The organism is Burkholderia sp. AU32262, assembly GCF_020419985.1.
Classification (GTDB): Bacteria; Pseudomonadota; Gammaproteobacteria; order Burkholderiales; family Burkholderiaceae; genus Burkholderia; species Burkholderia semiarida.
Window position 1 is genome coordinate 284,381 of sequence record NZ_JAIZRS010000005.1, and the last position, 24,746, is coordinate 309,126.

Consider the following 24,746-nt stretch of genomic DNA (forward strand, 5'->3'; position numbering starts at 1 on the left):
GCTCGAGCCGCGCTCAGGCGGCATTGCGCACCGGGCCGGCCGCCTGCGCCTGTCCTGCGCGTTCGGCGAAGGCGTCGCCGATCATCAGCAGGCTCGGCTCCGCGGGATCGAGCCACGCCTGCGCGTCGCCGGCCGCCATCCGCGCGAGCGTCAGCGTCAGCGTGCGTTCGCGCGCGGTGCTGCATGCCTCGACGATCGCCACGGGCGTCGCCGGCGCACGGCCGGCGTCGATCAGCGCCTGCGCGATGCCGGGTGCGCTGTCGCGGCCCATGTAGTAGACGATCGAATCGGCGCGCGCGGCTTCGCGGATCTCGTCGCTGCCCGGTGCGCGGCTGTGCGTCGCGAACGCGACGCTGCGCGACACGCCGCGCAGCGTGAGCGATCGCTTCAGCGTCGCCGCGCCGGCCAGCGCCGCGGTAATGCCCGGCACGACCTCGTAGTCGATGCCGGCCGCTTCCAGCGCACGCATTTCCTCTTCCGCGCGACCGAACAGCATCGGGTCGCCGCCCTTCAGCCGCACGACACATGCGTGCTCGCGCGCCGCATCGACGATCTGCTTGTTGATGAAATGCTGCGCGGTCGAGCGCTGCCCGCAACGCTTGCCGACCGCGATCTTCCGCGCGTTCGGCGCATGGTCGAGCATCGCGGGCTCGACGAGCGCGTCGTGCAGCACGACGTCGGCCTGCTCGAGCAGCCGCATGCCGCGCACCGTGATGAGGTCCGCCGCGCCCGGTCCTGCTCCGATCAGATACACCTTGCCCATGTTTGTCGCTTCGCTAGGGTCCTGCCGCGGCGGCCGGTTCGCCGCCGCGCAGATTGACGATTACGCCGAGAACGCGCGGATCATGCCGGCGGCGACCGTGTGATGCGTCGCCTCGTCGATCAGCACGAACGCGCCCGTACCGGGGTGCGCATCGTACGTGTCGCAAACGATCGGCTTCTGCAGCGTCAGCGCCACGCGGCCGATGTCGTTCATCTTCAGTTCCTGACGGTCGGTCGCGTGCGACAGCGTATGCACGTCGAGCACCTGCTTGACCGCGCCGATCTTCGCGAACACCGTGCTGGTGGTCTGCTTCAGCAGGTACTTGCGCTGCGGCGACAGCGGCGCCTCGTCGAACCAGCACAGGTCGGCCTCGAGCTTCTTCGCCGGCTCGACCGGCTCGGCGGTCGTGACGAACATGTCGCCGCGCGACACGTCGACGTCTTCCTCGACGCGAATCGTCACCGTCTGCCCCGCGAATGCATGCGGCACGGCCGCGGTGCCGCCCGGCACCGGTGCGATGATCTCGGCGACCGTCGCGGTGCGGTTCGACGGCAGCACGACGATCGTATCGCCGACCTTCACTTCGCCCGACTCGATCCGGCCCATGTAGCCGCGGAAATCGTCGGCCGAGCTGCCGTCCTGGCGTGCGACCCACTGCACCGGGAAGCGCAGCGCGTCATGCGCCTGCGTCTCGACCGGCAGCGACTCGAGCACGTCGAGGAGCGGCTCGCCCGCGTACCACGGCATGCGCTCGCTCGCGCCGACGATGTTGTCGCCCTTGAGCGCCGACACCGGCACGAAGCGCACGTCGGTCAGGCCGAGCTGCTTCGCGAGCGCGACGTACGCATCGCGGATCTCGTTGAAGCGCGCCTCGCTGTAGTCGACGAGGTCCATCTTGTTGATCGCGACGATCACGTGCTGCAGCCCGAGCAGCTTGACGATCGCGCTGTGGCGCTTGGTCTGCGGCAGCAAATCGGCGACGCCGTTCTCGATCGTCACGCGCGTCGCGTCGATCAGGATGATCGCCGCGTGCGCGGTCGACGCGCCCGTGACCATGTTGCGCGTGTACTGCTCGTGCCCCGGCGTGTCGGCGATGATGAACTTGCGCTTCGCGGTCGCGAAGTAGCGGTACGCGACGTCGATCGTGATGCCCTGCTCGCGCTCGGCTTCGAGGCCATCGGTCAGCAGCGCGAGGTCGAGCTCGTCGCCGACCGTGCGCTTGTTCTTCGCGCGCGACAGCGCGGACAGCTGGTCGGACAGCACGGCCTTGCTGTCGTACAGCAGGCGGCCGATCAGCGTGCTCTTGCCGTCGTCGACGCTGCCCGCGGTGATGAAACGCAGCACGCCGAGGTCTTCGGTGTTCTCGATGATGCTCATGATGTGAATGTCCTCGTGTGCTTCAGAAATAACCTTGCTTCTTGCGCTGTTCCATCGCGGCTTCGGACGCCTGGTCGTCCATCCGGGTCGCGCCGCGCTCGGTGATCTCGGTCACCGCCGTCTCGGCGATGATCTTCTCGACGTCGTCCGCGTCGCTCTCGACCGGGCACGTGCAGCTGATGTCGCCGACCGTGCGGAAGCGCACCTGCGCGAGCTCGCTCGTCTCGCCGTCACGCATCGGCGTGAGCGGCGTGACCGGCACGAGCAGCCCGTTGCGGCGCACGATCTCGCGCTGGTGCGCGTAGTAGATCGACGGCAGTTCGAGGTTTTCGCGCGCGATGTACTGCCACACGTCGAGCTCGGTCCAGTTCGAGATCGGGAACACGCGCAGATGCTCGCCCTTGTGCAGGCGCGCGTTGTACAGGCTCCACAGTTCCGGGCGCTGCGCTTTCGGATCCCACTGGCCGAATTCGTCGCGGAACGAGAAGATGCGCTCCTTCGCGCGCGCCTTCTCTTCGTCGCGGCGCGCGCCGCCGATCAGCGCCGTGTAACCGTGCTGCTCGATCGTCTCGAGCAGCGTGACGGCCTGCGCGGCATTGCGCGAATCGGTCTCGCGGCGCAGCACGACCGTGCCGCGCTTGATCGAATCCTCGACGTGACCGACCACGAGCTCGGCGCCGAGCTCCTGCGCACGGCGATCGCGGAAGTCGATCACTTCCTCGTAGTTGTGGCCCGTGTCGATATGCACGAGCGGGAACGGCAGCGTCGTCTTGCGGTTCGCGCCGAGGCCGAACGCCTTCAGCGCCAGATGCAGCACGACGACCGAATCCTTGCCGCCCGAGAACAACAGCGCCGGCTTGCTGCATTCGGCCACGAGTTCGCGCAGGATGTGGATCGACTCGGCTTCGAGCCAGTCGAGGTGGCCCATGCGGCTGTCGGCGCCGGCGGGCGGGGCAAAGGCGGATTGCTCGAGCGTCGTGCTCATGATTTCAGTCCTTCTCTTCTGGGTTCGTGCCGCCCGCTGTCGCGGGCGGCGCAATATTCGGTTTCTTGTCGGCTTTCAGTGCGCGGCGCCGGCGTCGGCATTCGCGGGAATCGGCGTGATCGTCGTGACGTGCAGCCCGCACTCCTTCGTGTCGCGCGACTCCCACCACCAGCGGCCCGCGCGGCTGTCCTCGCCGGGACGGATCGCGCGCGTGCACGGCTCGCACCCGATGCTCGGGTAGCCGCGCGCATGCAGCGGGTTGACCGGCACGTCGAACGCGTCAAGGTACGCCCATACGTCGGCTTCCGTCCAGTCGGCGAGCGGGTTGTACTTCGCGATCCCGCGCGCTTCGTCCTGTTCTTCCTCGTGCAGCTCCGCGCGCGTGACCGACTGCTCGCGACGCTGGCCCGTCACCCACGCGCCGACGTCGGCCAGCGCGCGGTTCAGCGGCTCGACCTTGCGGATATGGCAGCACGACTTGCGCAGCTCGACGCTCTCGTAGAACGCGTTCAGGCCGTGCTCGGCCACATACTGGTCGACCGCGTCCTGCCGCGGATGGAACTGCTCGATCTCGTAGCCGTAGCGCTCGCGCACGCGATCGATCATGCCGAGCGTTTCCGCGTGCAGGCGGCCCGTGTTCAGCGAGAAGATGCCGATCGGCACGCCCTTCGACAGGATCGCGTGCGTGAGCAGCATGTCTTCCGCGGCGAGGCTGCTCGCGAACTTCACCTTGTCGTGACGCTCGCCGATGCGCACGAGCAGCGCGTCGAGACGCTCGACCTTCGCGGCGAGTTCCGGCGTCAGCGCGGTGGCGGTCGCGGTGCTCATGCGCTCACCTTGGTGTCGGCCGCAGCCGCGCGGCGGCGGAACAGCGGCGCCGGCTCGTCGAACGCGCCCTGGTAACGCTGCGTGAATTCCGTGAACGCGTTCAGCGCGTCGTGGATGTCCTTGTCGGCCCGCACCGCGAATGCGTCGAAGCCGCAACGCGACATGTACAGCAACTGGTCGCGCAGCACGTCGCCGATCGCGCGCAGCTCGCCGGTCCAGCCATGCCGCTCGCGCAGCAGGCGCGCGATGCTGTAGCCGCGGCCGTCCGCGAAGCGCGGGAAGTCGACGGCGATCAGCGAGATCGCGCCGAAGTCGGCCACGAGATCGGCCGGTTCGCTATCCGGCGCGAGCCACACGCCGAGTTCGTCCTTCGTCTTCGCGGCGACGAGCGCCGCGCGCTCGGCCTGCCACAACGCGAACGGCACCAGCACCTTGCCGGCCGGCAATGCGTCGACCGCGGGCAGCGTACCGTCTTCCGCCGCGCGCACGACCTGCCATGCGTCGTCGATCACTGCGCGGTTCTTGATAATCGAAGCCATCTGCAAATTCCTTCTACCCGGTTGGTTACGCGTTCACTGCCTGGCGCGCCGCATACACGCGCTCCTTGAACGGCGCGATGCCGATGCGATCGTACGTATCGACGAAGCGCTCGCCGTCGATGCGTGCCTCGACGAACGTATCGATCAGCTTCGCGATCACGTCGGGCACTTCTTCCGCCGAGAACGACGGCCCGATCACGCGGCCGAGGCGCGCGCCGTTGCGGCCCGTGCCCTGCTCGCCGCCGAGCGACACCTGGTACCACTCGGCGCCGTCCTTGTCGACGCCGAGAATACCGATGTTGCCGACGTGGTGGTGACCGCACGAGTTCATGCAACCGGAAATGTTCAGCGACAGGTCGCCGAGGTCGTACACGTAGTCGAGATCGTCGAAACGCTGCTGGATCGCCAGCGCGATCGGGATCGACTTCGCGTTCGCGAGCGAGCAGAAGTCGCCGCCCGGGCACGCGATGATGTCGGTCAGCAGGCCGATGTTCGGCGTCGCGAAACCGGCCGCCTTCGCCTTTTCCCACAGCGCGAACAGGTCGCGCTTCTTCACGTTCGCGAGAATCAGGTTCTGCTCGTGCGACACGCGCAGCTCGCCGAACGAGTACGCGTCGGCCCAGTCGGCGACCAGATCCATCTGCGCGTCGGTCGCGTCGCCCGGCGCCACGCGGTGATCCTTCAGCGACAGCGTGACGGCCGCATAGCCCGGCACCTTGTGCGGCGCGACGTTACGCTCGACCCAGCGCGCGAACGCCTTGTTCTCGAGCAGGTGCTGTTCGAACGACGCGTCGGTGTCGGCCAGCTTCTCGTAGACGGGCGGCTGGAAGTACTGCGACACGCGGTCGAGTTCGGCCTGCGTAAGCGTCGACGGGCCGTCCTTCAGGTGCTGCCACTCCTCCTCGACCTGCTGCGCGAACTTCGCCGGCGACAGCGCCTTCACGAGGATCTTGATCCGCGCCTTGTACAGGTTGTCGCGGCGGCCGTAGCGGTTGTACACGCGCAGCACGGCTTCGCAGTAGGTGAGCAGGTGCTGCCACGGCAGGTCTTCCTTGATCACCGCGCCGACGATCGGCGTACGGCCGAGGCCGCCGCCCGCGAGAATGCTCGCGACCACCTCGCCCTGCGCGTTCTTCTTCAGGTACACGCCGAGGTCGTGGATCTGCACGGCCGCGCGGTCATGCTTCGAACCCGACACCGCGATCTTGAACTTGCGCGGCAGCCACGCGAATTCGGGATGGAACGTCGACCACTGGCGCAGGATCTCGGCCCACGGGCGCGGATCGATCTCTTCGTCCTGCGCGACGCCGGCGAACTGGTCGGCCGTGATGTTGCGGATGCAGTTGCCCGACGTCTGGATGCCATGCATCTGCACCGACGCGAGCTTCGCGAGGATCTCGGGCGTGTCCTCGAGCTGGATCCAGTTGAACTGAATGTTCGAGCGCGTCGAGAAGTGGCCGTAGCCGCGGTCGTGCTCGCGGGCGATGCGCGCGAGCATCCGCAGCTGGTCGCTGCGCAGGTTGCCGTACGGAATCGCGATGCGGTGCATGTACGCGTGGCGCTGCATGTACAGGCCGTTCTGCAGACGCAGCGGACGGAACTCGTCTTCGCTCAACTCGCCCGACAGCCGGCGGCGCACCTGATCGCGGTACTGCGCGACGCGTTCGTCGACGATCGTCTGGTCGTATTGGTCGTACTGATACATTCGGGGACCCCAGGGTTTTCGTGGTGACCGCGCGACGTCCTAGCCACGTCGCGCCCGAATCTCCGTTCCGTCGTCACCGCCGCCAACCGCTGCCGGCTGGATTGCTAATGACGAAAACAGATATCCATATTTGAAAAACTCCGGTGAATCGTAATAAACTCCCCTTATATTTCAAACGACTAAAAAATTCTGTTGATATGCGGAAGGGTTATAAATGAACCTGCACCAATTTCGCTTCGTGCGCGAGGCCGTCCGGCAGAATTTCAACCTCACCGAGGCCGCCAAGGCGCTCTACACGTCGCAGCCGGGGGTATCGAAGGCGATCATCGAGCTCGAGGACGAGCTGGGCGTCGAGATCTTCACGCGGCACGGCAAGCGCGTGCGCTCGCTCACCGAGCCGGGGCGGATCATCCTTGCATCGGTCGAGCGGATCCTGCAGGAAGTGGAAAGCCTGAAAAGGGTCGGGAAGGATTATGCGGCGCAGGATCAGGGCAACCTGACCATCGCGGCCACCCACACGCAGGCCCGCTACTCGCTGCCGGCCGCGATCGCCGAATTCAAGAAGCGCTTCCCGAAGGTCCACCTGTCGATCCTGCAGGGCAGCCCGACGCAGGTGGCCGAGATGGTGATTCACGACCAGGCCGATCTCGCGATCGCGACCGAGGCGATCTCCGACTACAAGGAGCTCGTGTCGCTACCCTGCTTCCAGTGGCATCACGCGGCCGTCGTGCCGGCCGACCACCCGTTGCTCGAACGCAAGCCGGTCACGCTGGACGATCTCGCCCAGTACCCGCTGATCACGTACGACGACGCGTTCGCGGGCCGCAAGAAGATCAACCATGCGTTCGCGCTGCGCGGGCTGTCGCCGGACATCGTGCTCGAGGCGATCGACGCCGACGTGATCAAGACCTATGTCGAGCTCGGACTCGGCGTCGGCATCATGGCCGACATCGCGTTCAATCCCGAGCGCGACCGCGGCCTGCGGCTGATTCCGGTCGGCCACCTGTTCGGCAGCAACGTGACGCGCGTCGCGCTCAAGCAGGGCGCCTACCTGCGCAGCTATGTGTATACGCTGGTCGAGCTGCTGTCGCCGACGCTGAACCGCAAGCTGATCGAACAGGCGCTCAAGGGCGAATCCGAATCGTACGAGCTGTAAGCGCGCCCAGGCCCCGAGGGGCTCGGCAGAACCCGGGGCGGCCCGGCGTTTTCTCGAGCCCGCGTGTATAAACACAGGGGGCGCATATCGCGCCCCTTTTTGCTGCCCGACGGAGATTCCCGCATGACGCTTCCCGCCCTGCCACGGCTTTCCGCCTCGTTGCGCCGCGCCGCCGGCGCCGCCCTCGTGCTGGCCTGCGCGGCCGCGCATGCCGACCTGAAGGTCGGCGTCGACCTGTCGTCCACCGGCCCGGCCGCCGCGATCGGCATCACGAGCAAGAACGCGATCCTGATGTGGCCGAAGACGATCGCCGGGCAGCCCGTGCAGGTCACGGTGCTCGACGACGCGTCCGACCCGGGCAACGCGGTGCGCAACATCCGCAAGCTGGTCGACGAGGATCACGTCGACGTCGTGGTCGGGCCGAACATCACGCCGGCCGCGCTCGCGGCGCTCGACGCGGTGGCCGCCGCGCAGACGCCGATGATCACGCTGGTCGGCTCCGGCGCGATCGTCGAGCCGCAGGAAGGCGCGCGGACCTGGGCATTCAAGATGGCGCAGGGCGACCGCGCGATGGCCGACGTGATGACGCGCTACATGGCCAACCACGGCGTGAAGACGGTCGGCTTCATCGGCTTCGCGGACAGCTACGGCGACAGCTGGCTCAACGAATTCACGCGCTTCGCGGAGCTGCGCAAGATTCGGGTGGTCGCGACCGAGCGCTTCAACCGCACCGACGCGAGCGTCACGGGCCAAGCGCTGAAGCTCATCGCGGCGAAGCCCGATGCGATCCTGATCGCGGGCTCGGGCACGCCGGCCGTGCTGCCGCAGCGCACGCTGATCGAGCGCGGCTACAAGGGCCCCGTCTACCAGACCCACGGGATCGCGACGCCGGAATTCATCAAGCTGGGCGGCAAGGACGTCGACGGGACGCTGTTCCCGACCCAGCCGGTCGTCGTCGCGCGCACGCTGCCGGCCGACCATCCGGCTCGCCAGGCCGCGCTCGCGTTCGTCGACGCGTACGAGGCGAAGTACGGCGCCGGCACGGTCACGCAGTTCGCGGGCGACGCGGCGGGCGTGTACCCGCGCCTGGCCGATGCGGTCGGCCGTGCGTTGAAAGCCGCGCAGCCCGGCACGCCCGCGTTCCGCACGGCGCTGCGCCGCGAGCTCGAACGCGCGCACGAACTCGTCGTGCCGAACGGCGTCGTCAATACGAACGACAAGGATCACGTCGGGCTCGATCAGCGCGCGAGCGTGATGGGCGTCGTGAAGCAGGGCCGCTTCGTCTACCTGAGCCAGTGACTTGCGTGCGGATGCCGGGCAGCTTGCCGGGCATTCGGTTTTCCGCCATAATTCGCGTTTCGCCGCGTACGACCATGCGCGGCCAGGATCAAGCCCAGGTGGTGAAATTGGTAGACGCAGGGGACTCAAAATCCCCCGCCGCAAGGCGTGCCGGTTCGATTCCGGCCCTGGGCACCAGTCTTTCGCAGCATCCCGCGCTGCCACTGTCGAAACCCGCGCAAGCTCGCCGCTTCGCGGGTTTTTTGTTTTGGCCGCGCGTTCCTCACCGCATCGAGTGACCGACAGCGGCCTGCCGTCCTCAGCCCGTCAACTCGCGGACGAAGTCGAGAAACACCCTCACCTTCGCGGCGACGAGGTTCGACGCGTGGTGATACGCGTAAAGCGGGAAGGTCTCGTCGGTCCATTCCGGCAATAGCAGGACCAACCGCCCGTCGGCGAGCATGTCCCGCGCATAGAGCTCGAGCAGTTGCGCAATGCCGACGCCGCCGATGCACGCGCCGAGCAGCCCGCCCGTATCGTTGACCATCAGCCTGCCGGCGGCGTCGACCGGCACGACTTCCTTGCCGCGATGAAATTCCCATTCGTACGGTCGCCCCGTCACCGGATCGCGGATCAGCACGCACCGGTGACCGTCCGCGAGATCCCGAGGGTGCCGCGGCTCGCCGTGACGCGCGACGTAGGCCGCTGACGCGCAGGTCAGCACGCGCGTCTCGAGCAGCAGTCGCGCTCGATATGACGACGGCTCCGGGATGCCGAAGCGCACGGCCACGTCGAAGCCGTCGGCGACGAGGTCGCCCATCCGGTCCCGCACGCTGATCTCGACCGACAGATCGGGAAAGCGGTCGAGAAATTCCGCCATCCGCGGCGCCAGCACGTAGTGGCCGAACGTGCCGTCCACGTTGACCCGCAGCCGCCCCCTCACGCGCGCCTTCGACTGGCCGGCGTCGAGCGCCGCCTCCTCGATACCGGCCAGCAGCGGCGCGACCGCCTCGTAAAAGCGTCGCCCTTCGTCGGTCAGCGTGATCGCGCGCGCCGTCCGGTTGAAGATCCGGATGCCGACCCGCTCTTCCAGCCGCGCGACCGCGCGGCTCACCGCCGGTTGCGTCAGCCCCATCGCCTCGCCCGCCCGCGCGAAGGTGCCGGCCTCGATCACCGCAGAGAGCACGCCGATACCACTGAGCAACCTGCTGTCGAATCCCATGAGACATACTTTCAGTCATTCATCGACTGATCATTATTCATTATTTTTATTGATCGAGGAAGCCTACAGTAGTCCTGTCGCCGGATCGAACGGCATTCACCCATTCACCAGGAGCAGGACATGAGCACATCGGAACAGGTCGCCCTCGTCACGGGTTCGTCGCGCGGCATCGGCGCGGAAATCGCCCGCCAGCTCGCCCGGGACGGCTTCCGGGTCGTCGTCAACTATGCCGGCAGCGCCGGCCCGGCCCGCGAAGTGGTCGACGCGATCGTCGCCGACGGCGGCCATGCCGTCGCGGTGCAGGCGAACGTCGCCGACCCGGCGGCCGTGGCCGCGCTGTTCGACGCCGCCCACGACGCATTCGGCGGCCTGGACGTGGTAGTCAATTCCGCGGGCGTGATGAAGCTGGCGGCCATCGCCGACTGCGACGATGCGCTGTTCGACGAAACGTTCGCGATCAACGTGAAAGGCACGTTCAACGTCTGCCGCGAAGCGGCCAGGCGGGTGCGCGACGGTGGACGCATCATCAACCTGTCGACCAGCGTGATCGGCATGCGCATGCCGACTTACGGCGTGTACGTCGCCAGCAAGGCGGCGGTCGAAAGCCTCACGCAGGTGCTGGCGCAGGAAATGCGCGGGCGCGGCGTCCGCGTGAACGCCGTCGCGCCGGGGCCCGTCGCGACCGAGTTGTTTCTGCAGGGCAAGAGTCCCGAACTCGTCGATCGGCTCGCGAAGCTGAACCCGCTCGAGCGGCTCGGCCAGCCCGACGACATCGCGCGCGTCGTTGCATTCCTCGCCGGCCCCGACGGCGCGTGGATCAACGGCCAGATCCTGCGCGCCAACGGCGGCATGTGCTGACCGACCGCTCGCGGCCATTCGTCTTTTCGCCAGGAGATCGCTCATGAAGGAAGTCGTCCTCGTCACCGGCGCGTCCAGCGGCTTCGGCTTGCTGACGGCCCAGGCGCTCGCCCGCGCCGGTCACACGGTCTACGCGTCGATGCGCGAGCTCGCCGGGCGCAACGCGCCGCGCGCCGCCGCCGTCGCCGCCTATGCGCAAGAACACGGCGTCGATCTGCGCACCATCGAACTCGACGTCGGCGACGACGCATCGGTCGATGCCGCAATCGAGCGCGTGATCGCCGACCACGGCCGTCTCGACGTCGTCGTCCACAACGCGGGCCACATGGTGTTCGGGCCGGCCGAAGCCTTCACGCCCGAACAGCTCGCGCAGCTCTACGACGTCAACGTCGTGTCGACCCAGCGCGTGAACCGCGCGGCGCTGCCGCACCTCCGCCGTCAAGGCCGCGGCCTGCTCGTGTGGGTGTCGTCCTCGTCGGCGCGCGGCGGCACGCCGCCGTTCCTCGCGCCCTACTTCGCCGCGAAAGCCGCGATGGACTCGCTCGCGGTGTCCTACGCGGCCGAACTCGCCCGCTGGGGCATCGAAACGTCGATCGTCGTGCCGGGCGCGTTCACCCGCGGCACGAATCACTTCCTCCATGCCGGCAAGCCGGCCGATACCGCCGTGCAGGCCGCCTACGACAGCGGGCCGTACGCGGGCGTCGCCGACCAGGCATTGACGGGCCTCGCCGCGCTCGAGCCGGCGGACGCCGACGCCGGCGCCGTCGCCACGGCGATTGCCGAGCTCGTCGCGGCGCCGGCCGGCAAGCGCCCCTACCGCGTGTTCGTCGATCCGTCGCAGGACGGCGCCGAGGAAGTGTTCCGCGTCGGCGATCGCATTCGCCGCGAAATGTTCAGGAACATCGGGCTCGCCGACCTGCTCGCGCCGCGCGTCGGCGGCTGATCCTTCGCGCGCCGGGCCGGCCGGCGCGCGTCAACCCGCCTCGCAGAACCCGAGAATCGCGTCCGCGACCGCCGCCGGCGCCTCCCGCTGCGGAAAGTGCCCCACGCCGTCCAGCACGTGCCGCGCGTAGCGCCCGGCGAAGAACCGCTCGCGGCCGGCCGAGCTGTCCGGATGATTGCAGGCGTCCGCGCCGCCGTGCAGCACGAGCGTCGGGACCGCCAGCACGGGCGCCGGGTTCAGCCGCGCGTCGTCGTCGGCATAGGCCGGCGTGCCCGGCGCGAAGCCCCAGCGCTGCCGATACGAATGCAGCACGACGTCGATCCAGTCGGGCCCGTCGAATGCGACGGCCGCTGCGTCGAAATCGCTGTCGCGATACCAGCCCGGCGGCGACCAGGTATCCCACATCAGGCGCGCGAACGCGCGGCGGTCGTCGCGCAGCGCCTGCTCGCCGCGCGGCGTCGCCATGAACCAGTGATACCAGTAGTTGCGCGCCTGCTGCAGCGACAGCGGCTGAGCGGGATCGTTGGTGCCGTACCCGACCGACAGCATCACGAGCTGGGATGCAACACCGTCTTGCAGCCCGCACGCGTTCGCGGCCGCGCGGGCGCCCCAGTCGTGCCCGACCAGCACGGGCCGCTCGATACCGAGCGCATCGACGAATTCGAGCAGGTCGCGCCCGAGCGCCGCGAGCTGGCCGCTGCGCGGCACGGACGCGTCGCGAAAGCGCGTCGGCGCGAAGCCGCGCAATGCGGGCGCCAGCACGCGATAGCCGCGCGCGGCGAGCGCCGATGCCACCGGCTCCCAGCCGACCGGGCTGTCCGGCCAGCCATGCAGCAGCACGGCCACGCGTTCGCCGCGCGGGTTCCATTCGAGATAGGCAATGTCGAGCGACGCGGTCGTCGCATGCGCATAGGTCGTCATCGTGTACTCCGCCAGAGGGGCTTGAACATACGATGGTAGGCCGGCCTTTCATCACGATTCGCGGAGTATCATCATTCATTACTCATATATTGCGTCGAATCGATCCATGGAACCGTCGCCCTCGCCCGCCTCGACCGCGCTCGACATCGCGTTGCTGCGCACGTTTCTCGAAGTCGTCGACAGCCGCGGGTTCGCGCCGGCCGCGGAGCGCCTCGCGCTGACGCCGTCCGCCGTCAGCGGCCACATCAAGCGGCTCGAACAGGCGGCCGGCACCGTGCTGCTCGCGCGCACGACCCGCCGGATCGCGCTGACGCCGGCCGGCGAGACGCTGTACGCGTACGCGCGCAACATCGTCGACATGGAGCGCGAAGTGCGCGCCCGGCTGCGCGGCGCGCCGGCGCACGGGCCGCTGCGGGTCGGGGCGTCCGAGGATTTCGCTTGCACGTGGCTGCCGCAGGTGCTGCGCACGTTCCGCGACGGCCATCCGCACACCTCGATCGAACTGAAGGTCGGCATCACCGCGTCGCTGCTGCGGGAGCAATCGCTCGGCCGGCTCGACGTCGTGTTCGGCAAGCAATGCCGACAGGTCGACACGCCCGGCGAGCTGCTGTGGGAAGAGCCGCTCGTGTGGGCGTTCGCGGCCGATACGGCGCTCGACGCCGAGGAACGCGTGCCGCTCGCGCTGTTTCCGGAGCCGTGCGTGTACCGGGAAGCCGCGGTGTCCGCGCTCGCGGCGGCGCTACGGCCGTTTCGGGTGCTGTTCGAAAGCGCGAGCATGGCCGGCTGCATGTCGGCCGCGCTCGCCGGCTTCGCGGTCACGGCGCTCGCGCGCAGCCAGTTGCGCGACGGCCTGCGCGCGTGCGGGCCGCAAGACGGCCTGCCGGCGCTGCCGGCCGCGCGCTTTTACGCGTTCGCATCGAAGCCCGCGGGCGTCGGCGCCGCGTTGATCGACGCGGTACGGGCGACCGGGCGCACACGGCAGTTCGCCGCCTGAGCGCCCGCGGCGCGCTCGTCTCACGGGCCGACGAACGGCGGCACGGCCCGCGGAAACCCGCGCGTTGTCGCCTTCAATCGCCGCTGCCGCTCGCGCCCGCGCCGTTCAATGCATCGGCCATCAACTCCCCGAACCACTCGACGAACGCGTTGAGCCGCCGGGAGCGGTGCCGCCGGTGCGGATACACGGCCGACACGTCCATCGGCTCGGCGCGATGGCCGGGCATCACGTCGACGAGCGCGCCGCTTGCCAGCAGATGCTCGACGTCGAAGCGCGGAATCTGGATCAGCCCCATTCCGGCGATACAGCTCGCGATATAGGTTTCTGCGTTGTTGACGATCACGCGGCTCGGCAGCGTCAGCACGTGCCGCTGCCCGTTGGCGCAGTATTCCCAGCCGAGCTCGCGCCCCGTCGTCGGCGACGCATAGCCGATCGCCCAGTGCCCGCGCGCGAGCGCATCCGGATGCTCGGGCACGCCGCATTCGCGCAGGTAGTCGGGGCTCGCGCAGTTGATCAGCGTGAACTGCCCGAGCGGCCGCACGACGAGGCTGCTGTCCGCGAGCCGCCCGACGCGGATCGCGCAATCGACGCCCTCCTGCACGAGATCGATCGCGCGGTCCGTCGAGCCGAGCGACAATTGCAGCTTCGGGTGGCGGCGAAACAGCAACGGCAGCGCGGGCGCCACGACGCGGCGCGCGATCCGGCTCGGCACGTCGACGTTCAGCCGCCCGACCACGTCGCGGTCGCGGCGCCGGAACAGGCGGTCGAGGTCGTCGGCTTCCGCGAGCAGGCGCCGGCCGCGTTCGACCAGCAGCGCGCCGTCGGCAGTCAACTGCACCTGGCGTGTCGTGCGGTGCAGCAGCCGTGTGCCGAGCGCCGTCTCGAGCTGCAGGACGGCCGCCGACACGGTCGCGCGCGGCACGTCGAGCGCATGCGCGGCCTTGATGAAGCTGCCCATCTCGGCAACCTGCAGGAAGATCCTGACCTGATCCAGCTTGTCCATCGGCGGGAAACCCGGGTTCGAACGACGGTCGCCGCCGGCTCGCCGCGCATCGCGGCCGGCTTCGGCGGCACAGAGAAAACGGGCGCGCGGCCTCGTGGCTGCGCGCCCGTCCATTGTCCACGCAAACGCGCCAGTGCGGTGCGCCGCGCGGCCGCAAGCGGCCCCCGGTTACTTGGTCGTGTAGCCGCCGTTGATCAGGATCGTCTGGCCCGTGATCCACCAGCCGTCGGTCACGAGATGGCGGATGAACGGCACGACGTCCTCGATGTCGGTCAGCCCCGTCTTGCTGAACGGCGACAGCGCGGCGGCCGTCTTGTGATACGCGACCGCGTCGGCACCTTCGGCCGGATAGAAGAACGGCGTGTCCATCGGCCCCGGCCCGACGGCCGTCACCGAAATGCCGCGTGCGCCGTACTCCTTCGACGCCGCGCGCGTGAAGTGCTCGACCGGCGCCTTCGATCCTTCGTATGCCGCATAGAACGGCGTGAACGCGCCGAGCAGCGACGTCACGAGCGTGACGAGCTTGCCGTGATCCTCGAGATGCTGCCCGGCTTCCTTGATGAAGAAGAACGCCGACTTGCTGTTGACCGCGAACATCTCGTCGTACTCGGCTTCGCTGATCTCGGTGAACGGCTTCTTCAGCACCTTGCCGACCGTGTTGATCGCGATGTCGATCTTGCCGAAGCGCTGCTTCGCGTCGGCGAACAACTTCTCGACCGCGGCCGCCGTCGTCAGGTCCGCCTGGAACGTCGCGGCCTCCGCGCCGGCCGCGCGCACCGCGGCGGCCGTTTCCTCGGCCTGCGCCTGCGACGCCACGCTGTTGTAGTGAATCGCCACCGCCTTCGCGCCGTGGCCCGCCAGGTCCCGGGCGATCAGGCCGCCGAGATTCTTTGCACCGCCTGCGATCAGGACGACCTTGTCTGCGAGCGTATGAGTTGCCACGGTTGACTCCTTTTTTCGTTGAACGAAGCTAGGAGTGTAGGCACACGCGCCCCGCCGATCAGCCGGCCGCGGCTGGATGGATTATCCAGAAAATCGATCCAGTCGAAGCCGCGCAAGGAGGTCTTCCGCACCGACGGCGACGCCGGATTCCGCTGTCGATCGCGCGGCCGCCGGCCGGCTCAGCGCGCGTACAGCGCCGCGTCGATCTTGCCGAGCAGCCACTGCATGCCGGCCAGATGCTGCTGGTCGTGACTGCACAGGTAATGGACGAGCCCACGCACGGTCAGCGAGCCGTAGCCGTCGAATTCGCCGGTACGCTCGAACTGTTCGGGCGTGAGGCGCGACAGCAGCGCCAGCGTCTCGCGCCGTGCGTCGCGGATCGCCGCGAGCACGTCGGACGCATACGCGTCGTCGTAGCGCCGCTGAACCGCGAGCGCGTCGCCGTCGATCGACACGAGCAGCGGCCGGTCTTCGTCGAGCATGCGCCGCAGCCGCACGTGATAGCCGTCGATCTCGATGTCGCGCACGTGGCAGAGCTGCCCGAGCGGCGAGAAATGCTCGCTCGGTATGCCGGCCCAGTCGTCGGGCGTCCAGCGCGCATAGCCGTCGGGCACGGCCGCGAAATGCGCTTCGAGTTGACGGGGGAAATCGGCGAGTGCGTCGAGCGTCGTCGGATTCATGCGGAAGACTCCCTGTCGGATAGAGGCGGGCAGCAACCCTGGCACAGGCCTGCCGCCGCCGTTGCGTCACTTCACGCCGAAGCCGTACGCGCCCTGCGTGCGATGCCCGTCGGTCGCGACGGCCACCCACTTCACCGTGTACGCGCCCGTGGCGAGCGCCGCGAGCGGCACCGTCATGCGCTTGCGGTTCGACGCGTCGATGCGCGCGTGGCCGTTCGACACCGTCTTGCCGTCGGCGTCGACGACGACGATCGAGCTGAATGCCGGCTCCAGCGGCTCGGTGAAGTCGATCGTGACGGCGGCCGGTGCGGCAGCCAGCATCGCGCCCGACGCCGGGTCGCTCTTCGCGAGATGCGCGTGCGCGAACGCGGCCGACGAAACGGTTGCTGCGACGATGACGGCGGCCGCGTGGCGGCCGAACGGGAATGAATCGAAACGCATGGACTATCCGTGAAGAATGGGCGGGCGCCGCGCACCGTGCGGCGTTCCGGCAGCTTACCAGCGCATGCGCGTTCATGCCGGCCCTACGCCGCCGCTTGATAGAATGCGCGCGCTATGGATCTCGAAAGCATTCTCTACACCCAGGGCTTCGGCTCGCGCCGCCAGTGCCGCGGCCTGATCGAGGCGGGCCGCGTCGCCGTCGCGGGCGCCGCCGCGACCGACCCGGACGCCACCTTCGACACCGACGGCCTCGTGTTCGAGGTCGACGAGGCCGCATGGCCGTTCCATGCGCGCGCGTATCTCGCGCTCAACAAGCCGGCCGGCTACGAGTGTTCGCGCGATCCGCAGCACCATGCGAGCGTGTTCAGCCTGCTGCCGGCGCCGCTCCTCGCGCGCGGCGTGCAGTGCGTCGGGCGGCTCGACCAGGACACGACCGGCCTGCTGCTGCTGTCCGACGACGGCCAGTTCGTGCACGCGTACACGTCGCCGAAGCGGAAGGTGCCGAAGACCTACGTCGCGACCGTGCGCCACCCGCTCGACGACACGCAACTGCACGCGCTGCGCACCGGTGTGCAACTGCATGGCGAGCCGAAGCCGATCGCGGCCGTCGCCGCCGACGCCCGCACCCCGCACACGCTCGCGCTGACCGTCCTCGAAGGCAAGTACCACCAGGTCAAGCGGATGGTCGCGGCAGCGAGCAACCGCGTCGAATTGCTGCACCGCGAAAGCATCGGCGGCTTCACGCTGCCGGCCGATCTCGCGCCCGGCGCATGGCGCTGGCTCGACGAAGCCGACCTTTCCGCGCTGCGCAATCCCGTCGAAACCCTGTAAGGGAAAATCCGCACGACCGTTCGGTGTCCGGCCGCCTCTCGGCCGCAGGTTCCCCCCGCTATACTGAAATCACAAGCTGCAAGAGCGGCGATGCAGGGGGAGACATCATGAACATCGACCATTCTTTCGAACTGTCGTCCGTGATGATCGCGTTCGCGGTCATCGGCGTCATCGTGATCGGCGGGCTGCTGGCCACGATGCATCTGAAGCACAAATATCACCCGAACCTGATCGGCGCGCTGATCGGTGCGCTGCTGTGCTTCCTGCTGATCGAGGCGTTACCGGCGCTCACCTGACGCGCTGCCCGGCGCGAGCGTTTGAAGGAAATCGTCTACGGTCGGATAGCGCAACGTCACGCACAATTCGGCCTTGAGCCGTGCGTTGGACAGGCGCCGCGACTCGCGCATGAAGGACAGCAGCGTCGGCTCGAGCAGGCGTTCGGCGTCCGCGCGGCTCACGCGCGGCGGCCTCGGCAGACCCAGCGCCTGCGCGACCCGGTCGAAATACTCTCCCATCCGCAGTTCGGTGTCGTCCGACGCGTGCACGACGCGCGCCGGCTTGCCGCGCTCGGCCGCACGACGCAGGATCGCCGCGAGATCGTCCGCGTGGATGTGGTTCGTGTAGACGTCGTCGGCCGGCTCGAGCGCCGGCGTGCCGCGCTCGAGCCGCGCAACCGGCAGGCGGTTCGCCGCGTAGATGCCCGGAATGCGCACGATGCGCGCGGACAGCACGCCGCGCACCGTCGCCGCACGCAGTTGCCGCTCGGCCGACACGCGCCGGAACGCGCGCGGGTTCGCGGGGCGCAGCGGGTGCGTTTCGTCGATGCGCGCGCCGCCGCAGTCGCCGTAGACGCCCGTCGTGCTGGCATAGACGAGCCTCGGCGCGCGAAGACCGTCGGGTACAATACGCGCTGCCCGAACGGGCGCGCCGGCCTGTCGCGCCGCGGTGCGCAGCCGTCGGAGCCGGCCGACCGCCGGTGCCGTCGGAGACGGCCGACGCGCGGGCATGGACGTTGCGGCGATCAGCGCACGCATGCGCCGGTCGTCGCGGCCGTCGGATGGCGGCGGCGCGAGATGCAGGATCGTGCGGGCGACGCCCGCGAGGCGACGGAGCGTCGCCGGGCGATCGAGATCGCCGACGATCGGCGTCGCGCCCGCGGCGCGCAATTCGCTGCGGCGAGCCGGGTGACTCGTCAGCGCGAGGATGCGCAGGTCGGGGCGCGCGTCACGCCATTGCGCGACGCAGCGCATGCCGACGTCGCCGCAGCCGACGATCAATACGCGCGGCCGGCGCAGGATTCGTGTCGCGATCATGTTGGTTGCGAGATTCAGTAGCCGCCGTTGCGCGACGCGCAACGGTTTTGCATTGTAGCTGCCGTGCGCGACATGCACGGTCCCCCCATTTTGTTCTAGTTTGGTTCTATGGCATTCAACGTCACTCTCAAGCAAAGCGGCCGGCAATTCCAGGTCGAGTCGGACGAAACCGTGCTGGCGGCCGCGCTGCGCCAGAACGTCCACCTGCCGTACGGCTGCAAGAACGGCGCGTGCGGTTCCTGCAAGGGCCAGATCGTGTCGGGCCAGATCGAACAGGGCCCGCACGCCGCGTCGGCGCTGTCCAACGACGAACGCACGCGCGGCCTCGCGCTGCTGTGCTGCTCGAAGGCGCAATGCGATCTCGAGATCGACGTGCGTGAAATCGCCGGCGTCGACGGCGTGCAGGTCAAGAAGCTGCCGTGCCGCATCGCCGCGCTCGAACGCAAGGCGGACGACGTGATGGTCGTGAAGCTGCAGTTGCCTGCCAACGAACGCCTGCAGTACCTCGCGGGCCAGTACGTCGAGTTCATCCTGAAGGACGGCTCGCGCCGCAGCTACTCGATGGCGAACGCGCCGCACGAGGAAGGCCCGATCGAGCTGCACATCCGCCACATGCCGGGCGGCAAGTTCACCGACCACGTGTTCGGCGCGATGAAGGAGCGCGACATCCTGCGCTTCGAAGGCCCGCTCGGCACGTTCTTCCTGCGCGAGGATTCCGACAAGCCGATCGTGCTGCTCGCGTCGGGCACCGGCTTCGCGCCGATCAAGGCGATCATCGAGCACGTGAAGCATTCGGGCATCACGCGCCCGATGACGCTCTACTGGGGCGCGCGCCGCAAGAAGGACATCTACCTCGCCGAGCTCGCCGAGCAATGGGCGCGCGAGATCCCGAACTTCAAGTACGTGCCGGTCCTCTCCGAACCGGACGACGCCGACCAGTGGACCGGCCGCACGGGCTTCGTCCATCGCGCGGTGATCGAGGACCTGCCCGATCTGTCCGGCCACCAGGTGTACGCGTGCGGCGCGCCCGTGATGGTCGAATCCGCGCAGCGCGATTTCACGCAGCACCACGCGCTGCCGGCCGACGAGTTCTACGCGGACTCGTTCACGAGCGCCGCCGATCTCGCGCATCCGGTCTGAGCGCCGGGCGCCTGAACGCGCCCCGCTGCGCGCCGCCCGTGTCACATCCGTGGCATCGCGGCGGTTTACAGTGGGGCGCGGGATGCCTTATGCTTGCGCACATGAACCGCTTCCTGTCCGCTCTCCGACGTCGCCGCTCGCCGCTCCGCCCGGATGCCGCCGGCTCGTCACGGACTCGCGCGTAACCCTCCTCCGCTTCACCGGTTACGCACAAGCTGTTCGACCCACCAGCCACGGCCTTCCGTGGCTTTTTTATTGCCCGTTTCCCTTTCAACGCCCGCTGGAGTCTGCTGCCATGCCCCTGAACGATTACCCGATCGACTCGCTGATGTACATCACGAACCGCCCCGACATCGTGTTTACGCACGGCAAGGGTTCGTGGCTCTACGATCACACGGGCAAGCGCTATCTGGACTTCATCCAGGGCTGGGCCGTCAACAGCCTCGGCCACTGCAACGACGGCATCGTCGAGGCGCTGAAGACGCAGGCCGAAAAGCTGCTGAACCCGTCGCCGGCGTTCTACAACGAGCCGATGGCGAAGCTCGCGGGCCTGCTCACGCAGCACAGCGTGTTCGACAAGGTGTTCTTCACGAACAGCGGCGCCGAGGCGAACGAAGGCGCGATCAAGCTCGCGCGCAAGTGGGGCCGCAAGTTCAAGGACGGCGCGTACGAGATCATCACGTTCGACCACAGCTTCCACGGCCGCACGCTCGCGACGATGTCGGCCAGCGGCAAGCCGGGCTGGGACACGATCTACGCGCCGCAGGTGCCGGGCTTCCCGAAGGCCGAGCTGAACGACATCAACTCGGTCGAGAAGCTGATCACCGACAAGACCGTCGCCATCATGCTCGAGCCGATCCAGGGCGAAGGCGGCGTGATCCCGGCGACGCGCGAATTCATGCAGGCGCTGCGCGCGCTGACGAAGCAGCACAACCTGCTGCTGATCGTCGACGAAGTGCAGAGCGGCTGCGGCCGCGCGGGCACGCTGTTCGCGTACGAGCTGTCCGGCATCGAGCCGGACATCATGACGCTCGCGAAGGGCATCGGCGGCGGCGCACCGCTCGGCGCGCTGCTGTCGAAGGCCGACGTCGCGGTATTCGAGGCCGGCGACCAGGGCGGCACGTACAACGGCAACCCGCTGATGACGGCGGTCGGCCATTCGGTGATCTCGCAGCTCGTCGCGCCCGGCTTCCTCGAAGGCGTGCGCGCGCGCGGCGAGTATCTGAAGCGCAAGCTGCTCGAGTTGTCGGAGGAACGCGGCTTCGAGGGCGAACGCGGCGAAGGCCTGCTGCGCGCGCTGCTGCTCGGCAAGGACATCGGCCCGCAGATCGTCGAGAAGGCGCGCGACATGCAGCCCGACGGCCTGCTGCTGAACGCCGCACGGCCGAACCTGCTGCGCTTCATGCCCGCGCTGAACGTGACGACCGAAGAGATCGACCAGATGATGGCGATGCTGCGGTCGATCCTCGACACGCTGTAAGGAGGCCACCGCGATGGATGCCGCCGCCGATGCTGTCGCGATCCGCCCGTTCGAACGCGCCGACACCGATGCCGTGCTCGCGGTATGGCGCGACGCGTTCCCGCATTACGACGAAGCCGGCGCGCCGCCGCACCGCGATCCGCTGCGATCGATCGAGCTGAAGCTCGCGACGCAGCCGGAACTGTTCTTCGTCGCGACTTGCGGGGGGCGCGTCGTCGGCACGCTGATGGCCGGTTTCGACGGACATCGCGGCTGGCTCTACTCGTTCGGCGTCGCGAACGACGCGCGCCGGCTCGGCGTCGGCCGCGCGCTGATCGCGCATGCGGAACGCGCGCTCGCCGCGCGCGGCTGCCTGAAGATCAACCTGCAGGTGCTGCCCGGCAACGGCGACGCATGCCGCTTCTATGCGGCGCTCGGCTATCGCGTCGAGGAGCGCATCTCGTTCGGCAAGACGCTGCCGGCCGCGTAAGACCGCCGCCGGCCGCGGCGCGATTCGGCGCGCGATCGGCCCCGCGTCCGGCAGCGGATCGCCGAGCGCGTCGGTCGGCACGATCGGAATCCCGCCACACGAAAAAAAAAACCGCCACGGTTTCCCGTGACGGCTTTTCGACAGCCCGGCTGCGACGTGCGCGGCCGGGCCCGTTCATTCGATCGCTTACTCGCCCAGATACGCGGCGCGCACCTTCGGATCGTCGAGCATCTGCTTCGCGTCGCCTTCCATCGTGACCATGCCCGAATCCATCACGTAGCCGCGGTCGGCCGCCTGCAGCGCGAGGCGTGCGTTCTGCTCGACCAGCAGCACCGTGATGCCCTCCTTCGAGATCTCGCGCACCACTTCGAAGATCTTCTCGACCATGATCGGCGACAGACCCATCGACGGCTCGTCGAGCAGCAGCAGCTTCGGCTTCGACAGAATCGCGCGCGACATCGCCAGCATCTGCTGCTCGCCGCCCGACAGCGTGCCCGCGAGCTGCGTCGCCCGCTCCTTCAGGCGCGGGAAGAAGCCGAACATCCGGTCGACGTCCTTCTTGATCTGCTCGTTGTCGTTGCGCAGGTACGCGCCCATCTGCATGTTCTCGATGATCGACATCCGCGCGAAGATCCCGCGGCCTTCCGGCACCATCGCCAGGCCGCGCTTGAGCAGCTCGTGCGGCGGAATGCCCTTGATCGACGTGCCGTCGTACTCGATGTCGCCCGCCGAGTACGGCTTCAGGCCGGTGATCGCCTTCATCGTCGTGGTCTTGCCGGCGCCGTTCGCACCGATCAGCGTCACGAGCTCGCCCTGACGGACTTCCATGTCAACGCCCTTGACGGCCTGAATGCCGCCGTAGTTGACCTGCAAGCCCTTGATTTTCAACATTGCCGCTGCCATCAGTGCACCCCTGCGCCGAGATATGCCTCAATCACCTTCGGATTCTTCTGCACGTCCTGCGGCAGACCCTCGGCGATCACCTTGCCGTAATCGAGCACCGTCATCCGGTTGCACAGCCCCATCACGAGCTTCACGTCGTGCTCGATCAGCAGAATCGTGCGGCCGTCCGAGCGGATCTTGTCGAGCAGGCGCGTGAGTTCGACCTTCTCGGTCGCGTTCATCCCGGCTGCCGGCTCGTCGAGCGCGAGCAGCTTCGGGTCGGTGGCCAGTGCACGGGCGATTTCCAGACGACGCTGGTGACCGTACGACAGGTTGCGCGACGTGTAGTCGGCGTACTGCAGCACGCCGACGTAGTCGAGCAGCTCGATCGCGCGTTCCTTGATCTCGCGCTCTTCCTGGCGTTCGGCCGGCGTCTGGAACACCGCGCCGAGCAGCCCGTGCTTGGTGCGCACGTGGCGGCCCACCATCACGTTCTCGAGCGCCGTCATCCCGCCGAACAGGCGGATGTTCTGGAACGTGCGCGCGATGCCGGCCTTGGCCACCTGGTGCACGGCCGTCGGCGTGTAGTTCTGGCCGTCCAGCTTGAAGTCGCCGGAGTCCGGCGTGTAGAGGCCCGTGATCACGTTGAAGAACGTGGTCTTGCCGGCGCCGTTCGGGCCGATCAGCCCGTAGATCTCGCCTTCCTTGATCTGCAGGCCGACGTCGGACAGCGCCTGCAGCCCGCCGAAGCGCTTGTTCACGCCCGAGACGGACAGTCGGATTTGCTTGTCGCTCATGTGGTTATCCCCTTGTCCGTAGGTTAAGCGCGCACCGGCTTCTTGCTGTTGCGCTTCGCCAGTTTCGCGATCTTGTCCTCATGCTTCGGCGCGGGCCACAGGCCTTCCGAGCGGTACAGCATGATGATGACCATCGCGAGGCCGTACAGCGCCTGACGGATCACTTCCGTATCGACGATGTCATGACCGAACAGCGCATGCTGCAGCGGGCTCATCGTCGAGCGCAGGAATTCCGGGAAAATCGCGAGCAGCACCGCACCCAGGATCACGCCCGGGATGTGGCCCATGCCGCCCAGCACCACGCAGGCGAGCACGACGATCGATTCCCAGAACGTGAACGACTCGGGCGACACGAAACCCTGGAACGCGCCGAACATCGAGCCCGACAGGCCGCCGAACGACGCGCCCATCGCGAACGCGAGCAGCTTCACGTTACGGGTGTTGATGCCCATCGCCTTCGCGGCGATCTCGTCTTCGCGGATCGCGGCCCACGCACGGCCGATACGCGAGTGCTGCAGACGCGTACACACCCAGATCACCAGCAGCGAGCAGAGCACGAACAGGTAGTAGTACATGTACACCGACGGCAGCTGGAAGCCGAACAGCGAGTGCGTCTGCGACAGGTTGAAGCCGCCGACGTGCACCGGATCGATGCCCGTGATCCCCTTCGGGCCGTTGGTGATGTTCACCGGACGGTCGAGGTTGTTCATGAAGATCCGGACGATTTCACCGAAGCCGAGCGTGACGATCGCCAGGTAGTCGCCGCGCAGGCGCAGCGTCGGCGCACCGAGCAGGATCCCGAAGGTCGCCGCGAGCGCCATCGCGATCGGCACGATGATCAGGAACGGCACGTGCAGCCCGTTCGGCGCGAGCGCCGCGATCCACTCGAACTGCGAGGTCAGGTGCGGCGAGCTCAGCAGCGCGGCCGTATAGGCGCCCACCGCGTAGAACGCGATGTAGCCGAGGTCGAGCAGGCCGGCGAAGCCCACCACCACGTTCAGGCCCAGCGCGAGCATCACGTACAGCATTGCGAAGTCGAGCACGCGGACCCAGTAGTTGCCGCCGGCCGAGCCGATCACGATCGGCGCGGCGATCACGAGGACGGCAGTGAGCAGGCCGATGACGACGGTCTTGGCGGTGTTGCGCTCTTCGACGAGCGACGTCGACGATTCGATCGGTTGAATGGATGTCATGTTGTT

The 24,746-nt window shown here is 68.1% G+C and carries 26 protein-coding genes and 1 tRNA gene; 11 read left to right on the plus strand and 16 right to left on the minus strand.

Annotated elements, in window-relative coordinates:
• Positions 1 to 13 precede the first annotated feature (13 nt).
• The 6 genes from cobA to LGN10_RS08320 all read right to left on the minus strand — a co-directional run bounded on the left by cobA (position 14) and on the right by LGN10_RS08320 (position 6,197).
• Positions 14 to 763: a uroporphyrinogen-III C-methyltransferase gene (cobA, locus tag LGN10_RS08295; protein ID WP_060966772.1), complete on the minus strand. Its 750-nt coding sequence runs from the start codon at positions 761 to 763 to the stop codon at positions 14 to 16.
• A gap of 60 nt (positions 764 to 823) precedes the next feature.
• A complete protein-coding gene (locus tag LGN10_RS08300) occupies positions 824 to 2,140 on the minus strand; it encodes a sulfate adenylyltransferase subunit 1 (RefSeq protein WP_059576771.1) in 1,317 nt (438 codons plus the stop codon).
• Positions 2,141 to 2,162: 22 nt separating this feature from the next.
• Complete coding sequence (cysD, locus tag LGN10_RS08305; RefSeq protein ID WP_059576774.1) at positions 2,163 to 3,125, minus strand: sulfate adenylyltransferase subunit CysD; 963 nt, start codon at positions 3,123 to 3,125, stop codon at positions 2,163 to 2,165.
• Between the two features lie 75 nt (positions 3,126 to 3,200).
• Positions 3,201 to 3,953 carry a phosphoadenylyl-sulfate reductase gene (locus LGN10_RS08310; RefSeq protein WP_226222716.1) on the minus strand — a complete coding sequence of 251 codons (753 nt, stop codon included), beginning with the start codon at positions 3,951 to 3,953 and terminating at the stop codon, positions 3,201 to 3,203.
• The gene (locus LGN10_RS08315) at positions 3,950 to 4,492 is read right to left on the minus strand and encodes a DUF934 domain-containing protein (protein WP_059576779.1); all 543 of its coding nucleotides are present in this window, start codon (positions 4,490 to 4,492) and stop codon (positions 3,950 to 3,952) included. Before LGN10_RS08315 ends, LGN10_RS08310 begins: the two co-directional genes overlap by 4 nt.
• 25 nt (positions 4,493 to 4,517) lie before the next feature.
• Entirely contained in the window at positions 4,518 to 6,197 is a 1,680-nt protein-coding gene (locus tag LGN10_RS08320; protein ID WP_059576781.1) for a nitrite/sulfite reductase, read from the minus strand.
• A 214-nt stretch (positions 6,198 to 6,411) separates the two neighbouring features.
• Between LGN10_RS08320 and LGN10_RS08325 the strand changes: the two genes are divergently transcribed.
• The 3 genes from LGN10_RS08325 (at position 6,412) to LGN10_RS08335 (ending at position 8,829) form a co-directional block, all read left to right on the plus strand.
• Complete coding sequence (locus tag LGN10_RS08325) at positions 6,412 to 7,353, plus strand: CysB family HTH-type transcriptional regulator (RefSeq protein ID WP_027785173.1); 942 nt, start codon at positions 6,412 to 6,414, stop codon at positions 7,351 to 7,353.
• Positions 7,354 to 7,476: 123 nt separating this feature from the next.
• Positions 7,477 to 8,652, plus strand: coding sequence for an ABC transporter substrate-binding protein (locus LGN10_RS08330; RefSeq protein WP_226222719.1), 1,176 nt, complete (start codon positions 7,477 to 7,479; stop codon positions 8,650 to 8,652).
• A 92-nt stretch (positions 8,653 to 8,744) separates the two neighbouring features.
• Positions 8,745 to 8,829, plus strand: a tRNA-Leu gene (locus tag LGN10_RS08335).
• Positions 8,830 to 8,950: 121 nt separating this feature from the next.
• Here the strand turns inward: LGN10_RS08335 and LGN10_RS08340 are convergent.
• Complete coding sequence (locus tag LGN10_RS08340) at positions 8,951 to 9,853, minus strand: LysR family transcriptional regulator (RefSeq protein ID WP_226222721.1); 903 nt, start codon at positions 9,851 to 9,853, stop codon at positions 8,951 to 8,953.
• 120 nt (positions 9,854 to 9,973) lie between these two features.
• On the opposite strand from LGN10_RS08340, the gene LGN10_RS08345 reads away from it, so the two are divergent.
• Complete coding sequence (locus LGN10_RS08345) at positions 9,974 to 10,711, plus strand: SDR family oxidoreductase (RefSeq protein WP_059576789.1); 738 nt, start codon at positions 9,974 to 9,976, stop codon at positions 10,709 to 10,711.
• A 43-nt stretch (positions 10,712 to 10,754) separates the two neighbouring features.
• Positions 10,755 to 11,654 carry an SDR family oxidoreductase gene (locus LGN10_RS08350; protein ID WP_226222723.1) on the plus strand — a complete coding sequence of 300 codons (900 nt, stop codon included), beginning with the start codon at positions 10,755 to 10,757 and terminating at the stop codon, positions 11,652 to 11,654.
• Positions 11,655 to 11,684: 30 nt separating this feature from the next.
• Here LGN10_RS08350 and LGN10_RS08355 read toward each other — a convergent pair whose 3' ends face one another.
• Positions 11,685 to 12,575 (minus strand): alpha/beta fold hydrolase, encoded by an 891-nt coding sequence (locus LGN10_RS08355; protein WP_226222725.1) that lies wholly within the window; start codon positions 12,573 to 12,575, stop codon positions 11,685 to 11,687.
• Positions 12,576 to 12,681: 106 nt separating this feature from the next.
• Here LGN10_RS08355 and LGN10_RS08360 point away from each other — a divergent pair, with 106 nt between their 5' ends.
• Positions 12,682 to 13,569, plus strand: a complete 888-nt coding sequence (locus tag LGN10_RS08360) for a LysR family transcriptional regulator (RefSeq protein ID WP_089465073.1) — start codon at positions 12,682 to 12,684, stop codon at positions 13,567 to 13,569.
• 73 nt (positions 13,570 to 13,642) lie between these two features.
• Here the strand turns inward: LGN10_RS08360 and LGN10_RS08365 are convergent, their stop codons facing one another.
• From LGN10_RS08365 to copC, 4 genes are all read right to left on the minus strand, one after another.
• The gene (locus LGN10_RS08365; protein ID WP_226222734.1) at positions 13,643 to 14,572 is read right to left on the minus strand and encodes a LysR family transcriptional regulator; all 930 of its coding nucleotides are present in this window, start codon (positions 14,570 to 14,572) and stop codon (positions 13,643 to 13,645) included.
• 168 nt (positions 14,573 to 14,740) lie between these two features.
• Positions 14,741 to 15,514 carry an SDR family oxidoreductase gene (locus LGN10_RS08370; protein WP_226222736.1) on the minus strand — a complete coding sequence of 258 codons (774 nt, stop codon included), beginning with the start codon at positions 15,512 to 15,514 and terminating at the stop codon, positions 14,741 to 14,743.
• A gap of 179 nt (positions 15,515 to 15,693) precedes the next feature.
• Positions 15,694 to 16,194 carry a DinB family protein gene (locus LGN10_RS08375; protein ID WP_059576802.1) on the minus strand — a complete coding sequence of 167 codons (501 nt, stop codon included), beginning with the start codon at positions 16,192 to 16,194 and terminating at the stop codon, positions 15,694 to 15,696.
• Between the two features lie 66 nt (positions 16,195 to 16,260).
• Positions 16,261 to 16,635: a copper homeostasis periplasmic binding protein CopC gene (gene copC, locus LGN10_RS08380; protein WP_226222738.1), complete on the minus strand. Its 375-nt coding sequence runs from the start codon at positions 16,633 to 16,635 to the stop codon at positions 16,261 to 16,263.
• 114 nt (positions 16,636 to 16,749) lie between these two features.
• On the opposite strand from copC, the gene LGN10_RS08385 reads away from it, so the two are divergent.
• Positions 16,750 to 17,466 carry a 16S rRNA pseudouridine(516) synthase gene (locus LGN10_RS08385; protein WP_226222747.1) on the plus strand — a complete coding sequence of 239 codons (717 nt, stop codon included), beginning with the start codon at positions 16,750 to 16,752 and terminating at the stop codon, positions 17,464 to 17,466.
• 107 nt (positions 17,467 to 17,573) lie between these two features.
• Positions 17,574 to 17,762, plus strand: coding sequence for a hypothetical protein (locus tag LGN10_RS08390; RefSeq protein ID WP_226222749.1), 189 nt, complete (start codon positions 17,574 to 17,576; stop codon positions 17,760 to 17,762).
• On the opposite strand, the gene LGN10_RS08395 is transcribed toward LGN10_RS08390, so the two are convergent.
• A complete protein-coding gene (locus LGN10_RS08395) occupies positions 17,745 to 18,779 on the minus strand; it encodes an NAD-dependent epimerase/dehydratase family protein (RefSeq protein WP_226222751.1) in 1,035 nt (344 codons plus the stop codon). The two genes, LGN10_RS08390 and LGN10_RS08395, sit on opposite strands and share 18 nt — an antisense overlap.
• A 108-nt stretch (positions 18,780 to 18,887) precedes the next feature.
• On the opposite strand from LGN10_RS08395, the gene LGN10_RS08400 reads away from it, so the two are divergent.
• From LGN10_RS08400 to LGN10_RS08410, 3 genes are all read left to right on the plus strand, one after another.
• On the plus strand, positions 18,888 to 19,919 hold the full coding sequence (locus tag LGN10_RS08400) for a CDP-6-deoxy-delta-3,4-glucoseen reductase (RefSeq protein WP_006478058.1): 1,032 nt from the start codon (positions 18,888 to 18,890) through the stop codon (positions 19,917 to 19,919).
• Positions 19,920 to 20,214: 295 nt separating this feature from the next.
• Positions 20,215 to 21,399, plus strand: a complete 1,185-nt coding sequence (locus LGN10_RS08405) for an acetylornithine transaminase (RefSeq protein WP_124861218.1) — start codon at positions 20,215 to 20,217, stop codon at positions 21,397 to 21,399.
• 13 nt (positions 21,400 to 21,412) lie between these two features.
• Positions 21,413 to 21,868 carry a GNAT family acetyltransferase gene (locus LGN10_RS08410; RefSeq protein WP_226222761.1) on the plus strand — a complete coding sequence of 152 codons (456 nt, stop codon included), beginning with the start codon at positions 21,413 to 21,415 and terminating at the stop codon, positions 21,866 to 21,868.
• A 186-nt stretch (positions 21,869 to 22,054) separates the two neighbouring features.
• Here the strand turns inward: LGN10_RS08410 and LGN10_RS08415 are convergent, their stop codons facing one another.
• From LGN10_RS08415 to LGN10_RS08425, 3 genes are read right to left on the minus strand one after another with little or no spacing between them, the layout of a single operon-like run.
• The gene (locus LGN10_RS08415; RefSeq protein WP_059576820.1) at positions 22,055 to 22,771 is read right to left on the minus strand and encodes an ABC transporter ATP-binding protein; all 717 of its coding nucleotides are present in this window, start codon (positions 22,769 to 22,771) and stop codon (positions 22,055 to 22,057) included.
• Positions 22,771 to 23,547, minus strand: coding sequence for an ABC transporter ATP-binding protein (locus tag LGN10_RS08420; RefSeq protein ID WP_059576822.1), 777 nt, complete (start codon positions 23,545 to 23,547; stop codon positions 22,771 to 22,773). Before LGN10_RS08420 ends, LGN10_RS08415 begins: the two co-directional genes overlap by 1 nt.
• Positions 23,548 to 23,570: 23 nt before the next feature.
• The gene (locus LGN10_RS08425; RefSeq protein ID WP_059576825.1) at positions 23,571 to 24,740 is read right to left on the minus strand and encodes an ABC transporter permease subunit; all 1,170 of its coding nucleotides are present in this window, start codon (positions 24,738 to 24,740) and stop codon (positions 23,571 to 23,573) included.
• Positions 24,741 to 24,746 lie beyond the last annotated feature (6 nt).

Coding starts and splice junctions, on each gene's coding strand:
- LGN10_RS08350 (WP_226222723.1), top strand. CDS start 10,755: ATGAAGGAAGTCGTCCTCGTCACCGGCGCGTCCAGCGGCTTCGGCTTG.
- LGN10_RS08315 (WP_059576779.1), bottom strand. CDS start 4,492: ATGGCTTCGATTATCAAGAACCGCGCAGTGATCGACGACGCATGGCAG.
- LGN10_RS08300 (WP_059576771.1), bottom strand. CDS start 2,140: ATGAGCATCATCGAGAACACCGAAGACCTCGGCGTGCTGCGTTTCATC.
- LGN10_RS08365 (WP_226222734.1), bottom strand. CDS start 14,572: ATGGACAAGCTGGATCAGGTCAGGATCTTCCTGCAGGTTGCCGAGATG.
- LGN10_RS08415 (WP_059576820.1), bottom strand. CDS start 22,771: ATGGCAGCGGCAATGTTGAAAATCAAGGGCTTGCAGGTCAACTACGGC.
- copC (WP_226222738.1), bottom strand. CDS start 16,635: ATGCGTTTCGATTCATTCCCGTTCGGCCGCCACGCGGCCGCCGTCATC.
- LGN10_RS08360 (WP_089465073.1), top strand. CDS start 12,682: ATGGAACCGTCGCCCTCGCCCGCCTCGACCGCGCTCGACATCGCGTTG.
- LGN10_RS08355 (WP_226222725.1), bottom strand. CDS start 12,575: ATGACGACCTATGCGCATGCGACGACCGCGTCGCTCGACATTGCCTAT.
- LGN10_RS08330 (WP_226222719.1), top strand. CDS start 7,477: ATGACGCTTCCCGCCCTGCCACGGCTTTCCGCCTCGTTGCGCCGCGCC.
- LGN10_RS08400 (WP_006478058.1), top strand. CDS start 18,888: ATGGCATTCAACGTCACTCTCAAGCAAAGCGGCCGGCAATTCCAGGTC.
- LGN10_RS08340 (WP_226222721.1), bottom strand. CDS start 9,853: ATGGGATTCGACAGCAGGTTGCTCAGTGGTATCGGCGTGCTCTCTGCG.
- LGN10_RS08325 (WP_027785173.1), top strand. CDS start 6,412: ATGAACCTGCACCAATTTCGCTTCGTGCGCGAGGCCGTCCGGCAGAAT.
- LGN10_RS08405 (WP_124861218.1), top strand. CDS start 20,215: ATGCCCCTGAACGATTACCCGATCGACTCGCTGATGTACATCACGAAC.
- LGN10_RS08345 (WP_059576789.1), top strand. CDS start 9,974: ATGAGCACATCGGAACAGGTCGCCCTCGTCACGGGTTCGTCGCGCGGC.
- LGN10_RS08425 (WP_059576825.1), bottom strand. CDS start 24,740: ATGACATCCATTCAACCGATCGAATCGTCGACGTCGCTCGTCGAAGAG.
- LGN10_RS08385 (WP_226222747.1), top strand. CDS start 16,750: ATGGATCTCGAAAGCATTCTCTACACCCAGGGCTTCGGCTCGCGCCGC.
- LGN10_RS08375 (WP_059576802.1), bottom strand. CDS start 16,194: ATGAATCCGACGACGCTCGACGCACTCGCCGATTTCCCCCGTCAACTC.
- LGN10_RS08420 (WP_059576822.1), bottom strand. CDS start 23,547: ATGAGCGACAAGCAAATCCGACTGTCCGTCTCGGGCGTGAACAAGCGC.
- LGN10_RS08320 (WP_059576781.1), bottom strand. CDS start 6,197: ATGTATCAGTACGACCAATACGACCAGACGATCGTCGACGAACGCGTC.
- LGN10_RS08410 (WP_226222761.1), top strand. CDS start 21,413: ATGGATGCCGCCGCCGATGCTGTCGCGATCCGCCCGTTCGAACGCGCC.
- cobA (WP_060966772.1), bottom strand. CDS start 763: ATGGGCAAGGTGTATCTGATCGGAGCAGGACCGGGCGCGGCGGACCTC.
- cysD (WP_059576774.1), bottom strand. CDS start 3,125: ATGAGCACGACGCTCGAGCAATCCGCCTTTGCCCCGCCCGCCGGCGCC.
- LGN10_RS08390 (WP_226222749.1), top strand. CDS start 17,574: ATGAACATCGACCATTCTTTCGAACTGTCGTCCGTGATGATCGCGTTC.
- LGN10_RS08310 (WP_226222716.1), bottom strand. CDS start 3,953: ATGAGCACCGCGACCGCCACCGCGCTGACGCCGGAACTCGCCGCGAAG.
- LGN10_RS08395 (WP_226222751.1), bottom strand. CDS start 18,779: ATGATCGCGACACGAATCCTGCGCCGGCCGCGCGTATTGATCGTCGGC.